The sequence below is a fragment of the Proteocatella sphenisci DSM 23131 genome (assembly GCF_000423525.1).
Taxonomy (GTDB): Bacteria; Bacillota; Clostridia; order Peptostreptococcales; family Filifactoraceae; genus Proteocatella; species Proteocatella sphenisci.
This window is the reverse complement of record NZ_KE384028.1, coordinates 60950-76921: the sequence shown is the minus strand read 5'-3', so window position 1 is coordinate 76921 and position 15972 is coordinate 60950. Positions and strand designations below refer to the sequence as shown.

Annotated in this window: 19 protein-coding genes; 8 read left to right on the top strand and 11 right to left on the bottom strand. The window is 36.0% G+C overall.

Annotated features, from left to right (window positions below):
* Positions 1-37: 37 nt before the first annotated feature.
* The 4 genes from G558_RS0111460 to rbsK are packed head-to-tail and all read right to left on the bottom strand — an operon-like array spanning position 38 to position 3802.
* Complete coding sequence (locus G558_RS0111460) at positions 38-979, bottom strand: ABC transporter permease subunit (RefSeq protein WP_028830256.1); 942 nt, start codon at positions 977-979, stop codon at positions 38-40.
* Positions 979-2466, bottom strand: a complete 1488-nt coding sequence (locus G558_RS0111455; RefSeq protein ID WP_028830255.1) for a sugar ABC transporter ATP-binding protein — start codon at positions 2464-2466, stop codon at positions 979-981. Before G558_RS0111455 ends, G558_RS0111460 begins: the two co-directional genes overlap by 1 nt.
* Positions 2467-2489: 23 nt before the next feature.
* Complete coding sequence (gene rbsD / locus G558_RS0111450; protein ID WP_028830254.1) at positions 2490-2885, bottom strand: D-ribose pyranase; 396 nt, start codon at positions 2883-2885, stop codon at positions 2490-2492.
* Positions 2886-2917: 32 nt separating this feature from the next.
* Complete coding sequence (gene rbsK, locus G558_RS0111445; protein WP_028830253.1) at positions 2918-3802, bottom strand: ribokinase; 885 nt, start codon at positions 3800-3802, stop codon at positions 2918-2920.
* Positions 3803-3974: 172 nt separating this feature from the next.
* On the opposite strand from rbsK, the gene G558_RS0111440 reads away from it, so the two are divergent.
* Positions 3975-5240 carry a purple acid phosphatase family protein gene (locus tag G558_RS0111440; RefSeq protein ID WP_028830252.1) on the top strand — a complete coding sequence of 422 codons (1266 nt, stop codon included), beginning with the start codon at positions 3975-3977 and terminating at the stop codon, positions 5238-5240.
* Positions 5241-5326: 86 nt separating this feature from the next.
* On the opposite strand, the gene G558_RS0111435 is transcribed toward G558_RS0111440, so the two are convergent.
* Positions 5327-5530 (bottom strand): hypothetical protein, encoded by a 204-nt coding sequence (locus G558_RS0111435; protein WP_028830251.1) that lies wholly within the window; start codon positions 5528-5530, stop codon positions 5327-5329.
* 179 nt (positions 5531-5709) lie between these two features.
* Between G558_RS0111435 and G558_RS0111430 the strand changes: the two genes are divergently transcribed.
* From G558_RS0111430 to G558_RS0111400, 7 genes are read left to right on the top strand one after another with little or no spacing between them, the layout of a single operon-like run.
* On the top strand, positions 5710-6792 hold the full coding sequence (locus G558_RS0111430) for a hypothetical protein (protein ID WP_028830250.1): 1083 nt from the start codon (positions 5710-5712) through the stop codon (positions 6790-6792).
* Complete coding sequence (locus tag G558_RS13210; protein WP_051188669.1) at positions 6789-7730, top strand: GNAT family N-acetyltransferase; 942 nt, start codon at positions 6789-6791, stop codon at positions 7728-7730. The genes G558_RS0111430 and G558_RS13210 overlap by 4 nt, the downstream gene beginning before the upstream one ends.
* Positions 7727-9028 carry a B12-binding domain-containing radical SAM protein gene (locus G558_RS0111420; protein WP_028830249.1) on the top strand — a complete coding sequence of 434 codons (1302 nt, stop codon included), beginning with the start codon at positions 7727-7729 and terminating at the stop codon, positions 9026-9028. Before G558_RS13210 ends, G558_RS0111420 begins: the two co-directional genes overlap by 4 nt.
* Positions 9025-9645, top strand: a complete 621-nt coding sequence (locus G558_RS13205) for a class I SAM-dependent methyltransferase (RefSeq protein WP_051188668.1) — start codon at positions 9025-9027, stop codon at positions 9643-9645. The genes G558_RS0111420 and G558_RS13205 overlap by 4 nt, the downstream gene beginning before the upstream one ends.
* Before the next feature lie 17 nt (positions 9646-9662).
* Entirely contained in the window at positions 9663-11024 is a 1362-nt protein-coding gene (locus G558_RS0111410) for a B12-binding domain-containing radical SAM protein (protein ID WP_028830248.1), read from the top strand.
* A 1-nt stretch (position 11025) separates the two neighbouring features.
* A complete protein-coding gene (locus G558_RS0111405) occupies positions 11026-12348 on the top strand; it encodes a B12-binding domain-containing radical SAM protein (RefSeq protein ID WP_028830247.1) in 1323 nt (440 codons plus the stop codon).
* Between the two features lie 10 nt (positions 12349-12358).
* The gene (locus G558_RS0111400) at positions 12359-13708 is read left to right on the top strand and encodes a B12-binding domain-containing radical SAM protein (protein ID WP_028830246.1); all 1350 of its coding nucleotides are present in this window, start codon (positions 12359-12361) and stop codon (positions 13706-13708) included.
* A gap of 10 nt (positions 13709-13718) precedes the next feature.
* On the opposite strand, the gene G558_RS0111395 is transcribed toward G558_RS0111400, so the two are convergent.
* From G558_RS0111395 to G558_RS14215, 6 genes are all read right to left on the bottom strand, one after another.
* Positions 13719-13988 (bottom strand): SHOCT domain-containing protein, encoded by a 270-nt coding sequence (locus G558_RS0111395; protein ID WP_036931944.1) that lies wholly within the window; start codon positions 13986-13988, stop codon positions 13719-13721.
* A gap of 16 nt (positions 13989-14004) precedes the next feature.
* The gene (locus G558_RS13895; protein ID WP_084502896.1) at positions 14005-14151 is read right to left on the bottom strand and encodes an SHOCT domain-containing protein; all 147 of its coding nucleotides are present in this window, start codon (positions 14149-14151) and stop codon (positions 14005-14007) included.
* 154 nt (positions 14152-14305) lie between these two features.
* Positions 14306-14626 carry a hypothetical protein gene (locus tag G558_RS13200; protein WP_028830244.1) on the bottom strand — a complete coding sequence of 107 codons (321 nt, stop codon included), beginning with the start codon at positions 14624-14626 and terminating at the stop codon, positions 14306-14308.
* Positions 14627-14924: 298 nt separating this feature from the next.
* Entirely contained in the window at positions 14925-15122 is a 198-nt protein-coding gene (locus tag G558_RS0111375) for a cold-shock protein (RefSeq protein ID WP_028830243.1), read from the bottom strand.
* A 191-nt stretch (positions 15123-15313) separates the two neighbouring features.
* Positions 15314-15454 carry a hypothetical protein gene (locus G558_RS14075; protein WP_156888565.1) on the bottom strand — a complete coding sequence of 47 codons (141 nt, stop codon included), beginning with the start codon at positions 15452-15454 and terminating at the stop codon, positions 15314-15316.
* Positions 15455-15758: 304 nt separating this feature from the next.
* A partial coding sequence (locus tag G558_RS14215) for a Fic family protein (protein WP_330363859.1) occupies positions 15759-15972 on the bottom strand: 214 nt, incomplete at its 5' end.

The following is a 15972-nucleotide window of genomic DNA, read 5'->3' as shown; positions in this document are numbered from 1 at the left end:
ACTTTTCTCCTTTGTCCACAAATTAAAAAATGATGTTTTATCTTTTTCGGTCTGATAATACTGCCGCAAGAATAACAAGCCCTTTTATTACATCCTGATAATATGAAGATACACCAAGGATGTTGAGTCCATTATTCAAGACAGCAATTATTAAAACACCGATCAAGGTCCCATAAATTCTTCCACGCCCACCACTCATACTGGTACCACCAAGGGCAACTGCGGCAATTGCATCTAATTCATATCCTACTCCCAGGGTTGGCTGAGCTGATCCAAGTCTTGACAAAAGTATCAGACCGGCAAGCGAGGCCATAAGTCCTGAAATTGCATAAACTGCTATTTGTGTTTTCTGAATATTGACCCCAGCTAATTTGGCAGCTCTGGGGTTGCTCCCTGTAGCATATATACGACGCCCAAATGTGGTTTTGTTTAACATAAAAAAGAATAAACAAAATACAATAATCAGTATCCACACCGGGACTGGAATCCCAAAAATATGACCTTTTCCAAAAAACCTTAAGATAAAACTATTCCCAAGGTTAGATATTGGACTTCCATTAGTATAAATTAAGGTGAATCCGCGAAAAATCGTCATAGTTATCAAAGTCGCAATAAATGGCTGAAGTCTGCCTTTTGCAACCAAAACCCCACTTACTCCACCAAATATAGTCCCCAAAATAAGTGCCAGAATCATAGCCAACCCTGCAGGTATGCCAAGTGTAATCATCCCGGCACAAAGCGCGGTTGTAAGTGCCAGTACAGAACCCACTGACAAATCAATGGCCCCTGTCAAAATAACTCCAGTCATACCAAATGCAATCAGGCCATTAATGGAGGATTGTCTTAACAACGAAAGGAAGTTGTTTGTAGTACGAAAATCCGAACTTACTATACTTATTCCGATTACCAGAATTAACAATGCAATAAGACCTCCAAAGTCTTGTATATAATTGACTATTTTTCTGTTTTTTTCTTCCATCAGATTACACCTCCAGTTGCTAATATCATTATTTTTTCCTGATCCGCTTCTTTTTGCTCCAGTATCCCTTGAATCAAACCTTCTCTGACGACCATAATTCTATCACTCATGCCCAAAATCTCGGGTAAATCAGAAGATGCCATTACAATGGCCAGGCCTTTACTGGCAAGTTCATTCATTATTGTGTAGATTTCTTTTTTTGCTCCTACATCCACACCCCTTGTCGGTTCATCCAATAGTAGTATTTTGGGATTAGAATAAATCCATTTTGCAAATACTACCTTTTGCTGATTTCCACCACTTAATTTATTGCATTCATGTGATGGTCCAAAACATTTGATATTAAGGTCTTTGATAGCCCTTTCCACAAGTTCATCTTCTTTTTTCTTCTCTATTACCACATTTTTTCGAGATATCTTGTCAAGATTCGTAAGAGATACATTTTTCTCAATACTTTCCTCGAGCATGAGTCCTTCTTCTTTTCTATCCTCTGTTATAAATCCAATACCATAACGAATTGCATGTTCAGGCGAACTTATTATTGCCGGCTTTCCCTCAATCTCAATCTTTCCACTTTCAAAAGGCAGATTTCCAAAAATCGCCTGCATTATTTCTGTCCTGCCCGACCCCATGAGTCCAGAAATTCCAAGCACCTCACCTTTTCTTACAGAAAAACTTATATTCTCAAATTTGCCCTTCTTAGTCAAAGCTTCCACTTTCAATATTTCTTCCCCAATAGGAGTATTTCTCTTTGGATACCTTTCTCCTATTTCTCTGCCAATCATCATCTTTACAACTTCGTTTATATCAATATCTGTTATCTTTTCAGTTCCTATATAATTACCATCTCGAAGTATGGTAATGCGATCACACAACTGAAAAATCTCTTCCATCCTGTGAGAAATATATACAATCGATACGCCCTTTTCACGCAAGGATTTAATTACATCAAAGAGAATAACAGTCTCCCCCTGGGTCAACGCTGCTGTAGGTTCATCCATTATTATTACCTTGGCATCTACCATGAGAGCCTTGGCAATCTCTATCATCTGCTGCTGTCCTACCGATAAGTCAGACATCACCTCAGAAGGCTCAATATTAACACCTAATTTATTAAGTATTTCCCTTGTTTTTTCTGCCATAGCTTTCTTGTCACATACTCCAAATGAATTGCGTATTTCTTTTCCTAAAAACACATTGGCTTCCACAGTCAAGTCTTCTAAGGAATTCAACTCCTGATAAATAAATACTATTCCATCTTTTTCAGCCTCCTGAGGACTTTTGTATCTAACCTCACGCCCATCTACAATTACAGTTCCTGAGTCTCTTGTATATACTCCTGTGAGAATCTTCATCAAAGTGGATTTTCCTGCCCCGTTTTCTCCCATAAGAGCGTGAACTTCTCCATCAGTGATTTCAAATTCAGCATCGTTAAGAACTTGGACTCCTCCAAAGGATTTATTGATTCCTTTCATAGCTATATGCATCTTAGTCTTCCTTTCTAAATCTGCTAAAAAATGCAGTCAGATTGTAAAATAATATTGGCATATGGAGTATTTTCACCTGTACGAATAACTGCTTTACACTCTTTTGTGAGTTTCTTTAAATCATCATGTGGTTCAAAACTGATTTCAAGATTTGGAAACAAAGTTATTACATCTTTAATAATTTCCGGATTAGCCAGCTTTATTTCTTCTGCCAATATAATTTTTTCTACCTTCATGTTCTTAGCAACTTCTGTTAATGTTTCCACAAAAGTCGGGGTCCCAAACTTTAAAGCCAGATCTATTCTTTCCACACCATCTGGCACCGGAAGACCGCAATCTGCAATGCATATGGTGTCCGTATGCCCCATATAAGATAATACTCTTGAAATATCACTGTTCAGTATCCCTGATATCTTCATCAGTAACCCACCCTTCTTTTTTTTGTTTTATTTTATTTCATTTCGTTTCTTACTTCCTCATCTGTTGGCATGCCGCCTTGAGCCCCAAATTTCTCCGTTGAGAGACTGGCCGCTACATTGGCATATTCCAAAGCCGACTTTATATCTGCTCCCTTAGCTATTTGTAGTGTAAATGCCCCATTTAAAGTATCTCCAGCTCCAGTAGTGTCTACCACTTCAGCTTTTCGAGCTGGAATAAGTAATACTTTTCCACTTTCAAGACAGGTTGTTACCCCTTTAGAACCCAAGGTTATAATAAGCTTTTCAGGGTATTTCTTTAACAATTCTTCCATGGATAGTTCTTTTCCAAATAAAATAACCGCTTCATGTTCATTCGGTGTCAGATAGGTAACTTTTTCAATAGTTTCCTTTTTAAGCGGATATGCCGGAGCAGGATTTAGAACGACTTTTACTCCATGTTTTGTACATAAATCAATCACATATTCAACAGTCTCAACAGGGATCTCATGCTGCAAAAGTACAATATCTGATTCCAGCAAGGACTCTGCTATATTATCAACATACGTTTTGTCCACCATAGCATTGGCACCTGGTACAACTACTATAGTGTTGTCATTCTCACCAATAGTTATAAGTGCAATTCCGGTTGCAACCCCTTTTATTACCTTTATATAAGACGTCCCAACCCCCACTGATTTAAGATTCTCTAATAGCTTTATTCCTGAGTCATCATCACCAATGCAACCAAACATCTCCACCCTGGCTCCCAGTTTTGCCATAGATACCGCCTGATTTGCCCCTTTTCCACCCGGTATATAATTAATAGCACTCCCTCTCAAGGTTTCACCCTTTAATGGAATTCTCTCTGCTGTAACAGTCATATCCATATTAATGCTTCCAATAACTGATATTTTCATATGGCAATCTCCTCTTTTCATAACAATTTCATATATCATAGATATACCCTACATATATGTAGTTACAAACTTTTATATTATTAATAAATTTTGCTCATATACAATTATCTGATTATATAATAGTATGTATATATGAAATAAGACATTTAACCCATAGATTCAGGAGGCTATTATGAAAAAACAATTGAAAATATTTACCAGTTTTATAGCGGTCCTTTGTCTGGTATTTACTTTTTCGACAGGCGATGGTGCATTTGCAGCTTCTGCCATTGCACCAATAACTCCACCCCAGATAATCACTGACATTAGTGTTATCAATAATTTTGGCAAAGATCCTGCAACCGATCGTAATTTCACTTGGATTACTTCCCCATCAAATAAAACAGGCATGATACAGTATTGTCCAAAAAATGAATTCAAAAATTTTAACAGTAGTAACATTATCAAAGTAACGACCACAAGCTATAAAGTAAAAACTGACACAGACAGCAGAATGATTCATAAAGTGGCTTTGAGTAAACTAAAACCAGGAACAACATATATTTATCGTGTTGTTAATAAACCTGACATAATCAGCGCTCAAGGAACCTTTAAAACGGCAGAAAATAAATTGAACCCATTTACGTTCATTCAAATAACAGACACTCAGGGTTCTGATGAAAAAGATTATAAACTATGGAAAAACACTCTGATAAAAGCATTCGAAAAATTTCCGGATGCAAAATTCTTAGTTCACACAGGAGACATGGTAGACGATGGCCAAAAAATAAAGCAATGGGATCTCTTTGCAAACGCTGTAAAGCCTGAGCTTATCAATATTCCAATTGTACCGGCTGTGGGAAATCACGATGCGATGAATAAAAATGGAACAAATTCAAACATGAAAAATTTTACTGACAGATTTAATATTGCAAAAGAAATCGACGCGGAATCACTTCCTGTAGCCGTATATTCATTTGATTATGGTAATGCACATATAGCCGTTCTGAATACAGAATCTGAACGATACGACCTTAAAAAACAAGGCGAGTGGCTGAGTTCCGATATGGCTAAAACAGATAAGCAGTGGAAAATCGTAGCCCTGCACAGAGGTCCTTACGGCGCCGTTCACGAATCCTCTACAATAAGAGATGAATTGACACCGGTCTTTGATAAATTAAAGATAGACCTTGTTTTACAGGGTCATGACCACAATTATGTGCGAACTTATCCGATGAAAAACAAAACAAAAGTCAAAAATGGACAAGGAACCGTTTATATTACTGCCAATTCTGGAGGCGCAAAGTTTTACCCAACAAAATCACGTTACTGGCAATTAATAGATTTGCAGCCCGGTACACAGATGTTTGTTGCAGTTACTGTAAGTGACAGTAGCTTGGTAGTTAATGCATATGATGTAAATAATGTACTGATAGATACAACAACTCTTAAAAAATAATCGCAAAAAAAGCTACTGGAAAAACTCCGGTAGCTTTTTTGGGACTATTAATCTTTCAAACGAAAAATCCGAATTCACATCCCTATCTATTTAAACAATTTTTTCAGAAGTGATAAAATGTCTACTGAAGTTTTGTTATATACTTTGTTGTATGCATACTTTTCGGGATTTCTAATCCAGCCGTATCCTCTTGGCATCTTTATTCCAGCTCTGTGAACAATTTGCCTTTTCACGCTGGTCCTTGCTTTTACTCTCTTACTAAGACTTGGTGTTCTTACTCCAAATTTCATATTACCGCATGCAAAACTTTATTTCTCATCGTCTTCCTCCTTCTTGTAAACTAATAATTCAATCATATCACATCAGGTGTCCAATAAAACGGACTTTGCGTTCTTACATTGTAAAATAAACAATATCTTGACATCTTATTTGGCATTATGTTTCAATGAACTTAAAGGAAGGTAAACTTATGGAATTAATAATTGCAAATTCGAGGAAAGAAAAAATAGAAATACTTACGTTTTACAAGTCACAATACCTTGATAACCCACTGAGAAGGGATTCATTATCTGGACTCCTTAAAGGAATTCTCTTTGAAACATCGGTAATGAGTCAGTCTATAAAGATATTGCCGCTGATGGTAAAAAAAGATGGAATAATCATAATGAGTTGCATTCTTGCTAAGGCACTTAGAATGGAAGATTATTTGCAGATAAGTTTTTTTGAATCCAGAGTATATAATAAAGAAGCATTTGATATAATATACAGTAAGGCGGTTGAAATTTCCAAGCTCTGGAATACCCAAAAGATATGCGCTTCATTAAACATCCATGTTAATTACGGACTGGGATTTTTGGCTGATTCATATGACAAACCCCAAAGTTTTGGGATGGCTCACAACGATGAATTTATCCACCGCTATTTTAACGAGTACAATTTCCAGCCTATTCCCATGGTAACTTTTTATAAGAATATGGAAAAGGAATTTACGCTGCTTGATGAAAGACTCAGGGCAAGAATCAGCAAAAGATATACGGTAAGGCCTGCAGATTTCAACAATATGGAGCACGAGGCCAAAGTCTACACACGCATTAACAATGATGCATTTAAAGATCATCCTTTCTACTACAAAAGGGTGGAAGCAGAAGATCTTGAGCTTTTTAAAGACTTTAAGCTGCTTTTGAAAAAAGACAATCTCATCTTTGTTGAAAGAGATGGAAAAGAAGTTGGATTTATGTTATGGTATCCAGACTTTCATCAAATCATGGATCAACGAGAGACTATCGGTCTAAAAACGGTAATTAATACTCTTATAAAGAAAAAGAAACTTACCAAGTTTAAGATAGTTGAGATGGGCATAATCAAAGAAGAACAGAAAAAAGGAGCTATCCTCGCGCTTTTTGACTACTGTTTCAATGTAACAAAGGGCAGGTTCAAGTCATTTGAATCCGGCTGGGTTCTTAAAGAAAATATTATGTCAGGCAACTTTGGCTACAAGTGGGCAGATGGAGTCGAAAAAAACTATGTGGCATATGTAAAGGAGCTTAAATGAAGGAATACTCGAGCATAGCAGATATTGAAAACTGCCAGATACAAGATGACATCAAGAAGCTCCTTCTGCTGCTGGAAAGAATAAATCCCTGCGGACAGATGTATTACAAATTAGAAGACACCGTAATCGTTACTTATATTCACCGCCTGAATCTGTTTAATTTCAAAAAGGGGCTGAAATTTTCACTTCCTTTAAGAATAGTCGGTCTGCCTGTTTCAATAGCAATGCCAGGGATATTTGGAGACATGAGTCCGGCCCTTAAAATCCTAAAATCTTTAAGTGGTTTGAGCCTGATATTAAACAGTGATAAAAAGTTCATCAATGGAGGAAAAACCCTCTCTAGCTTCGTATTCAAAAATCAGTTTTCAGACTACGATACATACCTTAACTCCCTCAGGAGCAGCTACAGGAGAAGAATTAAAATCGCTCAGGAAAAGGGAAAGAATTTAAATATTAAAAGGCTTGAAAATAAGGATTTTAGCTCAAATCATTACAATCTTTATAAAGACGTATTTGACAGATCAGAAAACAAACTCGAGATTCTTCCACTGGAATTCTTCAAAGAATTTAGTGCAGACTTGTATGAATTTAAAGATCATAAGGACGAGGTTTTGGCTTTTGTTCAGATTTTAGAAAGAAAAAACGAGCTTCTTTTCCTTTTTTGTGGATTTAAGGAAGAAGATGTAAAAAATCATGACATATACTACAACATGCTGCAGTTCATCCTGAAAGAAGGAATAAGAAGAGGCACAGATACTATAAATTTTGGACAGACATCAGAGGAAACCAAGTCTAAAATAGGATGCATTGAGGAACCTAAGTATTTGTATCTTCACCATAATAACCCCTTACTTGGATGGGCACTCAAAAAACTGACTCCATATTTTTCATATAAAGGATATCCGAATAAACACAGGGTATACAAGGTGAACTCATGATAGTTTTTTTAGAAAAAGTAAGAGAAAAAACGCTTTTTTCCGCTTTGGACCCCATAATAACCGAGCCTTTGGAGCTGATTTACATACAGACAGTGTTGTCACAAGAAGGCATTGAGTCCTATATAATAGATCCCCTCTTTAAAATGAACAAACCAGGCGGCATTATCCCTGACCTCATCATCCTGAGTGGCTATAATGTGGCGGAAAATCTTATAATTAAAAGGGCAAACGATTATAAAGGAAAATACCCCCTTGCAAAAATCATGGTCTCGGGAGTCCACGCACAGATTAACCGCCAAGCATTCAGAGTGAGCGGCATTGACTTTGTCTATTTTTCTCAGGGCTTTGAAACCTTCAAAATTTTTTTAGGTGGAGAAACGGTTACAAAAGGAATGGATATCTACAACAAAGATACAAAAACCTGGACCACAGGAGAAGACGACCTTCTTAAAAACAGCGAGGATATAGTTCCGTGCAGGGGTTTCTTCAATCTGATAAAAGAAAAAACAAGATATATTGACAAAAAATCAGTGGCCCTTGTAAAAGGAGCTCATGGTTGTCCCTATAAGTGCAATTTTTGTTACTGCAGGCTTTTGAACAAAGGCAAGTACATAAAACCAGATTATGGCAAGCTGATGAGTCAGGTGTATAATATAGATTCTGAGTACATATGGCTTATTGACGATTGCTTTTTGACCACAAGAGAAGATGCCCTTTCCTTTATTAAAGCTTCCAAAAAATACAGCGACCCAGGAACAGGCGCTAAAACCCCTATAAAATGCGGCGGCGCAAAGAGCCTTATTGCATACCTTAGAGCAGATTTCCTGGTTGAAAACGAAGACCTGATCTCAGAGCTCAAAGCTTGCGGCCTTGATGAAGTTATAGTTGGATTTGAATCTCCAAATCCAGATACTTTAAATGACTATAATAAGGGGCAAAGCTCCAGTATCTATAAACGGCTTGCGGAAATATTAAAAAGAAAAAATATAGAGCTTACTGCTCTTTTTATAGTAGATCCACAGTATAATACAGGAGATTTTTTGAGGCTTTTTAGATATATAGAAGCCCTTAATATAAGCGTTTATACCCTATCCATAATGACTCCGCTAAAAGGTACTCTTGACTATGAAAACAAAAAACAGCTCCTCACAACAACAGACCCTGCAAAATTCGATTTTCTCCATCTGGTGATTCCATCAAAGCTTCCAAAATGGTATTTTTATACCTTATTTTACATCGGTCACCTTAGGCTGTTAAAATCTAAAAGAATACGAAAAATGATAAGAGGATTACTATGAAGAAAAAAATCTGGGATTTTTGGGCCAAAAACTACAGTAAATTGTGGGTTCAAAAATATTCTCTGGGACCAACAAGAACAAAAGTAAAACACATAATATCAAGCTACTTGAGCATTGAGGAATCAACTGCAATGAGCCTGCTTGACGTAGGCTGCGGAACTGGAGAACTTCTGTATGAGCTTCAAGGCGTTAAAGGATTACAAAGATCAGGTCTGGATTTTTCCAAGGGAATGATAGAAGAATCCCAGAAAAAAAACAAAGATATAAAGCATTATGTCTTAGATGTTCAAGAACTGGATAAAATAGAGAGAAAGTTCAATATTATAACCTGCACCCACTCCCTTCCCTATTATCCTTCACAAAGCGATATCATCAAAAAAATTCACTCACTTTTGGAAAAAGATGGACTTGCTGTTTTTGCCTTTGCCAGTGGAAACAACTGGTTTGATAAGATAATATTGCTGTTTGTAAAACTTACTACAGGCCCTGCCTCTTATCCAAGTGACAAGGATTTTAAAAAACTAATTGATGGCCTGTTTCAAATCGAAAAAAGAGAAGTAATAAAAATAAAGCCATACATGCCGACAATCGCGGTTTACTCTCTGAAAAAAGTGTAAATATGAAAGGTGGAAAAATGAAGGTTTTACTGATAAGACCAAGGCCAGACAAAGAGACTATAGGCCTTCAGCATGTAATGATATGCGAACCCTTGGAACTTGAATACCTGGTTTCCAATATCCCTGAAAACTTGAAAAGTGATGTTGATATAAAAATATACGATTTCATTCTCGAAACAAAATCTTTTAAAGATATGCTTAAAGAAGAAAACCCTGATTTCGTTGCATTTACCGCATACATTACTCATGTGGAAACTGTAAAAAACCTGGCAAAAGAAGTCAAATCGTTTAACCCAAACATTTTTACAGCCGTTGGAGGAGTTCACGCAGAGGTAGTTGGAGATGATTTTTTAGACAGCAACATAGATTTTATATACAGAAAAAACGGCATAGACGGTTTTAATTCTACCTTGGACGGAATTTTAAAAATTCTTGATAAAAATCAAATAAAAGAAGCAATCTCGCTGATCGAAAAAAAGCCTTTTGAATATAACTACAATCACCCTGACAGGCAGGCGGTAGAAAGATACAGAAAAAACTACTACTACATGTTCCACAACCCCTGTTCTCTCATAAAGACGTCTTATGGCTGTCCTTATGACTGCAGCTTCTGCTTTTGCAAAGAAATCACAGGTGGCAAATATTTTACAAGAGATATAGAAGACGTGGTAGATGAAATTTCTAAAATAAAAGAGAAAGAAATTTACATAGTGGATGACGATTTTCTATTTGGAGAAGACAGACTGAGAAAATTCATTGCCCTGTTAAAGGAAAAGAAAATAGAGAAAAACTATCTTGTATATGGTCGTGCAGATTTTGTTGCTGAAAACAGAGAGCTCCTCGCCGAACTTAAACAAGTAGGACTCAGAGCGGTAATCGTGGGTATAGAATCCATAAGGAAAGAAGATCTCAAAACCTACAACAAAAAAACCACCGTCGATATAAACGAAAGCTGCATCCAAATTCTAAGAGAATTAGATATTGAGTTATACGCAACGATGATTCTTCCCATGGATTTTACCAAAAAAGATTTTAGAGATCTCGCGAAATGGCTGACAGCTATGAAGGTTACCTTTGTAAATCTTCAGCCCCTGACCCCTATCCCGGGAACCGATATATTCAAAGACTACGAAAAGCATCTTTTGGTTCCAAGACAGGAATATACCATGTTTGATATGGCTCACGTAATTCTTAAACCTTCTCATATGAGCGTAAGGCAGTTTTACATCGAAATTTTGAAGGGCTATTACAAAGTAGTCATGAGGCCCAAAAATTCGATAAGACTCTTAAAAAAATATGGCCTTAAAGAAAATATCAAAATGCTTAAGGGAAGCCAGAAAGTCAGTCTTCAATATTTAAAGAAAATAATAAGAGGTTAATATGAAAAAACTACTGCTTATACAACCAAGTCCATATCAGAAAGACGGAAATGTAGTAAAAAAGAAAAAACTTTATTTTGTCGGATTATCCCTGCCACTGCTCGCTGCACTTACGCCAGATGACTGGGAAGTTGAGCTGATCTATGAGGTAATAGAAGACGTGCCATTTGACACAGATGCAGACCTTATCGGAGTCAGCACGATGGGCCACGGAATAATCAGATCCATAGATATAGCAAAAGAGTTTCGAAAAAGAGGAAAAACCGTAATCATGGGAGGGTACATGGCAAGCATCATGCCAAGCGAAGCCGTAAAGTACTGCGACAGCCTTGTTGTTGGAGATGCAGAGCTCGTATGGCAGGATCTTCTGCTTGACTTTATAAGCGGAGAACTCAAAAAAACTTACGAGAAGCCCCTTCCAAACGGTTATTTTTCGACGCCTCTGCCAAGATTTGACCTTCTGAAAGGCAAAAACATTGGAGATTTCCTTCCAGTTCAGGCCGGAAGAGGATGCCCCAACTCATGCAGCTTCTGTTCCGTTTCATGCCTTTATAAAGGAAGGTACATTAAAAGGCCACTCGATGAAGTTATCAGAGATATTGAGCAAATCAAATCACTTGGCTACAAAAAAATCCTCCTCTTAGACGACAATATATTTTCAGACAGAGTCTATCTTAACAAGCTTTTAGATACCTTTATAAAGCTCAAAATCAACTGGATGAGCCAGTGTGAAATCACCATCGGAAAAGACGATCAGCTTCTTCGCAAGCTTTATGAAAGTGGCTGTCAGACCCTAAGCTTTGGGTTAGAGAGCACTTCAAGAGAAAGCCTTCTTTCCATGGATAAGGCATGGGCAAGGCCAGATGAATACGACAAGCTTATTCAAAATATCAGAAACCACGGAATAGATGTCTCCACAGAGATGGTAGTTGGCGGAGAAGGAGATACTTTAGAATCAATCAAAAAAACAAAGGACTTTATTGAAAAAAACAAAATTTCAGTACCACGCTTCTATATTTTGACGCCCTTTCCAGGAACCAGGTTTTTTGATCAGATAAAAGCATCAGGCAGACTTGTAAATAATGATATCTATTCATATGACGGAACAAGCGCCGTTTACAAACCCAAAAACATGACGCCAGAAGAATTGACAAAAGCATATTGGGAACTTTATGGAGACCTCTTCACCATTAAATCCATCTTGAAAAGGAATATACTGCGAAGAGAAATTTTAAAGACCCCATTCAGGTATATATTTAATATGTTTGTAAACCTCTATTATAGAGAGCAGATAAAAAGAAGAATAACGCCAAATATATTTTAGGGAGAAGCATATGAAAATACTATTAGTCAGACCGCCCAGGATAAAACAGGCAATAACCGTAAGCAACTTCATGTTTTCCGAGCCACTAGGATTAGAAATGATCTATGGCGTTTTTACGAAAAATCACACCGTAGAGATATTTGATATGATGATTGAAAAAATGTCCATAGAGGATAAAATTAGTGATTTTAAGCCAGATATGATTGGAATAACAAGCCTTTGCATAGACGTGCTGAAGGTAATAGACCTGTGCGAAAAAATCAAAAAATGTGACGAAAAAATCATTACCTTTACAGGCGGAACCCAGGCGCTGCTCTCACCAGAGAGCTTCTTTCATCCATGTATAGATTATGTATTTAACTATACTACAGAGGATAATCTTTTGAAATTCCTGAAGATGGAAAAAAACATAGAAGGAGTCTATCAAAGACAAAATGCATTCAAAGACGTTTTTCCAAAAGGCAAAAATCAATACCTGCTGCCAGACAGAAAGAGCACAAAAAAATACAGATCCTACTATTCTTATTTTGGATATCGCCCTGCAGCAATAATGGAATATGGACTGGGATGCGAAAACAGGTGCAGCTTCTGCCTCAGATGGAGAATCGAGGGCTATAAAGAAGTCGAAATAGATAAAGACATAACCATCCCCGACCTTGAAAACATTGAAGAAGATACCATTATGTTTATAGATAATGATTTTTTGGCAAGCAGGCAAAAATTAGAAGGATTTCTTGAGATAATAAGAGAACTTGATTTAAAAAAGAACTATATAATCTATGGCTCAGTAAAAGGAGTCCTCGAAAATCAGGACCTGCTCGGCGAATTTGCCAGCCTTGGATTAAAAGCCATACTTATAGGCTACGAAACCTTTAAAGACGAAGAACTTGAAATCTATAATAAAAATATAAGTACCCTCTCCAATCTGAAGGCATCCAAACTGTTGAAAAGCCTCAATATAGATGTGTGGGCTTCCTTTATGGCGCACCCAGATTGGGACAAAGAAGACTTTGTCAATTTCAGAAAATATATCAAAAAACTAAAGCCTCAGATAACAACCATAAACCCCCTTACCCCATTTCCCGGATTACCTTTGTATGAAGAGTATAAAGACAGACTCCTTTATAAAGCCGATGACTACGAAAAATGGAGCTTTGGGCAGATGATAATAAGGCCATCAAAAATAAGCATCAGAAGCTACTACTATCAGCTGATGATAACTTATCTTTATGTTAATCTGTTTATAAACAGCAATACCGATATGCTCAAAAAATACGGACCTAGCAATGTGTTTAGAATTGCAACAGGTGCAATCAAGGCATCGAAAAATTATATAAGGCTTATGATAAAGGGAGGGTAGTGATTATATTTCACTCCCTCAGTTTATTCAATTTGATTTTATATTCCTCTTCTGTTATTTCCCCAGAAGCGTATCTTTCCTTTAATATTTCAATTGCTCTGCTTGTATTTGGAGTTGAATCAACATTATTTTTGGAATTTTTTATAAACATTTTAGCTATAAAAATTACTAATGCAACTATTATTAATAATTTTATCATTTCAAATGCAATAAACCATCCAGCAGCATGACTCCCAAAATTCATCATATCGTTTAAACCGCCACCCCAATATCTATTCATAGTCCCTCCTTAGGCATTAATCTTTGAGTATCTGTTTTCTTCTCTTATATTCGTCCTCATCTATTTCGCCTTTTGCATATCTTTCATTTAATACATCAATGGCACTTCTTTTATTATTTACAGTATTTGAATTATTATTGTTTTTTTTAAAAAACTTTCTCAATTATATATATACCCAGATTAAAAAGGAGTACGCAAGCATCATGTCAGAGAAATTCCCTGAAAATTTCACCAGCTTTAACTGATAATCCATAATTCTCTCCATGTTTAATGCGTTAGCCAGTTCATGGCGAACTACTAGTACCTTAAGGCTGATTTTAGTTTATTATACCAACTTTTCCGTATATTTGTGAAATAGTTTTAATTGACATATTCACATTACCATCTGTTTTCAATATTTCATGTAAATCAGAAAAACAATTACGAGGCAATATTATTTTAAGCATCAATCTTTCGAGACCATTAACCCCATAACCAACTGTTGTTGTTACTGAGTATCCCTGATTACGTAGCTCATCAGCCAGTGCCTTTCCTTGTTCTTTATGTTTATACACATCGACTTCAAGAAGCCCATAAGCTAATTTGTTTTCTATTTTATTCCCTAAAAACACACCTATCAACTTACCAAGTGCAAACACCGAAACAAAAGCAATTCCAGATGAAGTGGTAGTGATTTTAAAAGCATAAAAAAATACAATTGAATGAATCTATAAAAGTTGTTATATAAACAGGTTTGATTGCATTTTGCGACAGAAAAACTGTCTTTAGATTTTTTAAACAAGACCCTAATATATTTAATAACAGTATAATTGTCAAATTTATAAAAATATTCATAATTGTTTCCTCCTTTTTTTAAAAAAAAAATAAAACATTTTTAAAAATGTTTTATTTTTTAAATTACAATATTTAGATTGGTTATAGCTTTACTATATATTATTACAGCTTTACTATATTTTCAGCTTGATCGCCACGAGGGCCTTTTGCAACATTAAAGCTTACTCTATCACCTTCGTCTAATGACTTGTATCCATCAGACTGAATCTGTGAAAAGTGAGCAAAAACATCTTCACCATTTTCTGTTGTAATAAATCCAAAACCTTTTTCTGCGTTAAACCATTTTACTGTACCATTCATATTGAGGTACCTCCTTTTATTCTGTTTCTGTTATTTCATGAAAAAAATTCACATGATATTACAGATTACACGTAGTGTGTGCTTATAATCTCTAATATGACGTGAATCCGAAAATTAAATATATTTCTGAATATCTTGAAATTACAAACTATATTCTTATTATACACCATATAATCATTTTGCACAAGTGTTTAATTTTGGCCTTTGATTATTTCTCTATTAGACCCGCTACAAACATAAGCCTGTATTAAATCATAATCAGCTATTTTTGTTAAATTTATCGAGAATGTTGGAACTGCTGTTGATGTTTTTTTATCTGCAGTAGATTTCATTAGGCGCTACTGAATTCACATTTTCCCGTAGATGCGTCCACGTAAGAGATGCCTGTACCAGGTATTCCTATATTGACTCTAACCTTTGCCAACAGAAAAACTTTTTCTCATTCTCAATCCCATATTATCTCTCCCGTTTATTTTTAAACCTGTTATTGTAGCAATTTTTTATTATTTACAGAAAATATCAAAACATCCCAGGGACGTCCGTAAATTTTGTCATAAGCACTTCTTAAAAATCACATTTTGGTTCCTTATCATTCCAACTAACAAAGTTGAGTTCTTTTGACCAGGCTTTTGCTGACTAATATAGGGGTAGCAATATTATCTTTAATTTCAAATTTTGATATCTGCAATTATTTTGCCTACTACTATTTGGATTATCAGGTGTTTTCATTTCAATATATTCCAGTACCAGAAATAAATAATTATCCCTAAATAACGGTCTGTGCTTTAATCCTAACAATTCCATCATTTCCACGGGTCTCTTAGACCTGTGCCCTTTGGATATATGGTTA

Coding starts and splice junctions, on each gene's coding strand:
- G558_RS0111395 (WP_036931944.1), bottom strand. CDS start 13,988: ATGAATAGATATTGGGGTGGCGGTTTAAACGATATGATGAATTTTGGG.
- G558_RS0111455 (WP_028830255.1), bottom strand. CDS start 2,466: ATGCATATAGCTATGAAAGGAATCAATAAATCCTTTGGAGGAGTCCAA.
- G558_RS0111430 (WP_028830250.1), top strand. CDS start 5,710: ATGGAATTAATAATTGCAAATTCGAGGAAAGAAAAAATAGAAATACTT.
- G558_RS0111405 (WP_028830247.1), top strand. CDS start 11,026: ATGAAAAAACTACTGCTTATACAACCAAGTCCATATCAGAAAGACGGA.
- G558_RS13210 (WP_051188669.1), top strand. CDS start 6,789: ATGAAGGAATACTCGAGCATAGCAGATATTGAAAACTGCCAGATACAA.
- G558_RS14075 (WP_156888565.1), bottom strand. CDS start 15,454: ATGAAATCTACTGCAGATAAAAAAACATCAACAGCAGTTCCAACATTC.
- rbsK (WP_028830253.1), bottom strand. CDS start 3,802: ATGAAAATATCAGTTATTGGAAGCATTAATATGGATATGACTGTTACA.
- G558_RS0111410 (WP_028830248.1), top strand. CDS start 9,663: ATGAAGGTTTTACTGATAAGACCAAGGCCAGACAAAGAGACTATAGGC.
- G558_RS0111375 (WP_028830243.1), bottom strand. CDS start 15,122: ATGAATGGTACAGTAAAATGGTTTAACGCAGAAAAAGGTTTTGGATTT.
- G558_RS0111400 (WP_028830246.1), top strand. CDS start 12,359: ATGAAAATACTATTAGTCAGACCGCCCAGGATAAAACAGGCAATAACC.
- G558_RS0111440 (WP_028830252.1), top strand. CDS start 3,975: ATGAAAAAACAATTGAAAATATTTACCAGTTTTATAGCGGTCCTTTGT.
- G558_RS13205 (WP_051188668.1), top strand. CDS start 9,025: ATGAAGAAAAAAATCTGGGATTTTTGGGCCAAAAACTACAGTAAATTG.
- rbsD (WP_028830254.1), bottom strand. CDS start 2,885: ATGAAGATATCAGGGATACTGAACAGTGATATTTCAAGAGTATTATCT.
- G558_RS0111420 (WP_028830249.1), top strand. CDS start 7,727: ATGATAGTTTTTTTAGAAAAAGTAAGAGAAAAAACGCTTTTTTCCGCT.
- G558_RS0111460 (WP_028830256.1), bottom strand. CDS start 979: ATGGAAGAAAAAAACAGAAAAATAGTCAATTATATACAAGACTTTGGA.
- G558_RS0111435 (WP_028830251.1), bottom strand. CDS start 5,530: ATGAAATTTGGAGTAAGAACACCAAGTCTTAGTAAGAGAGTAAAAGCA.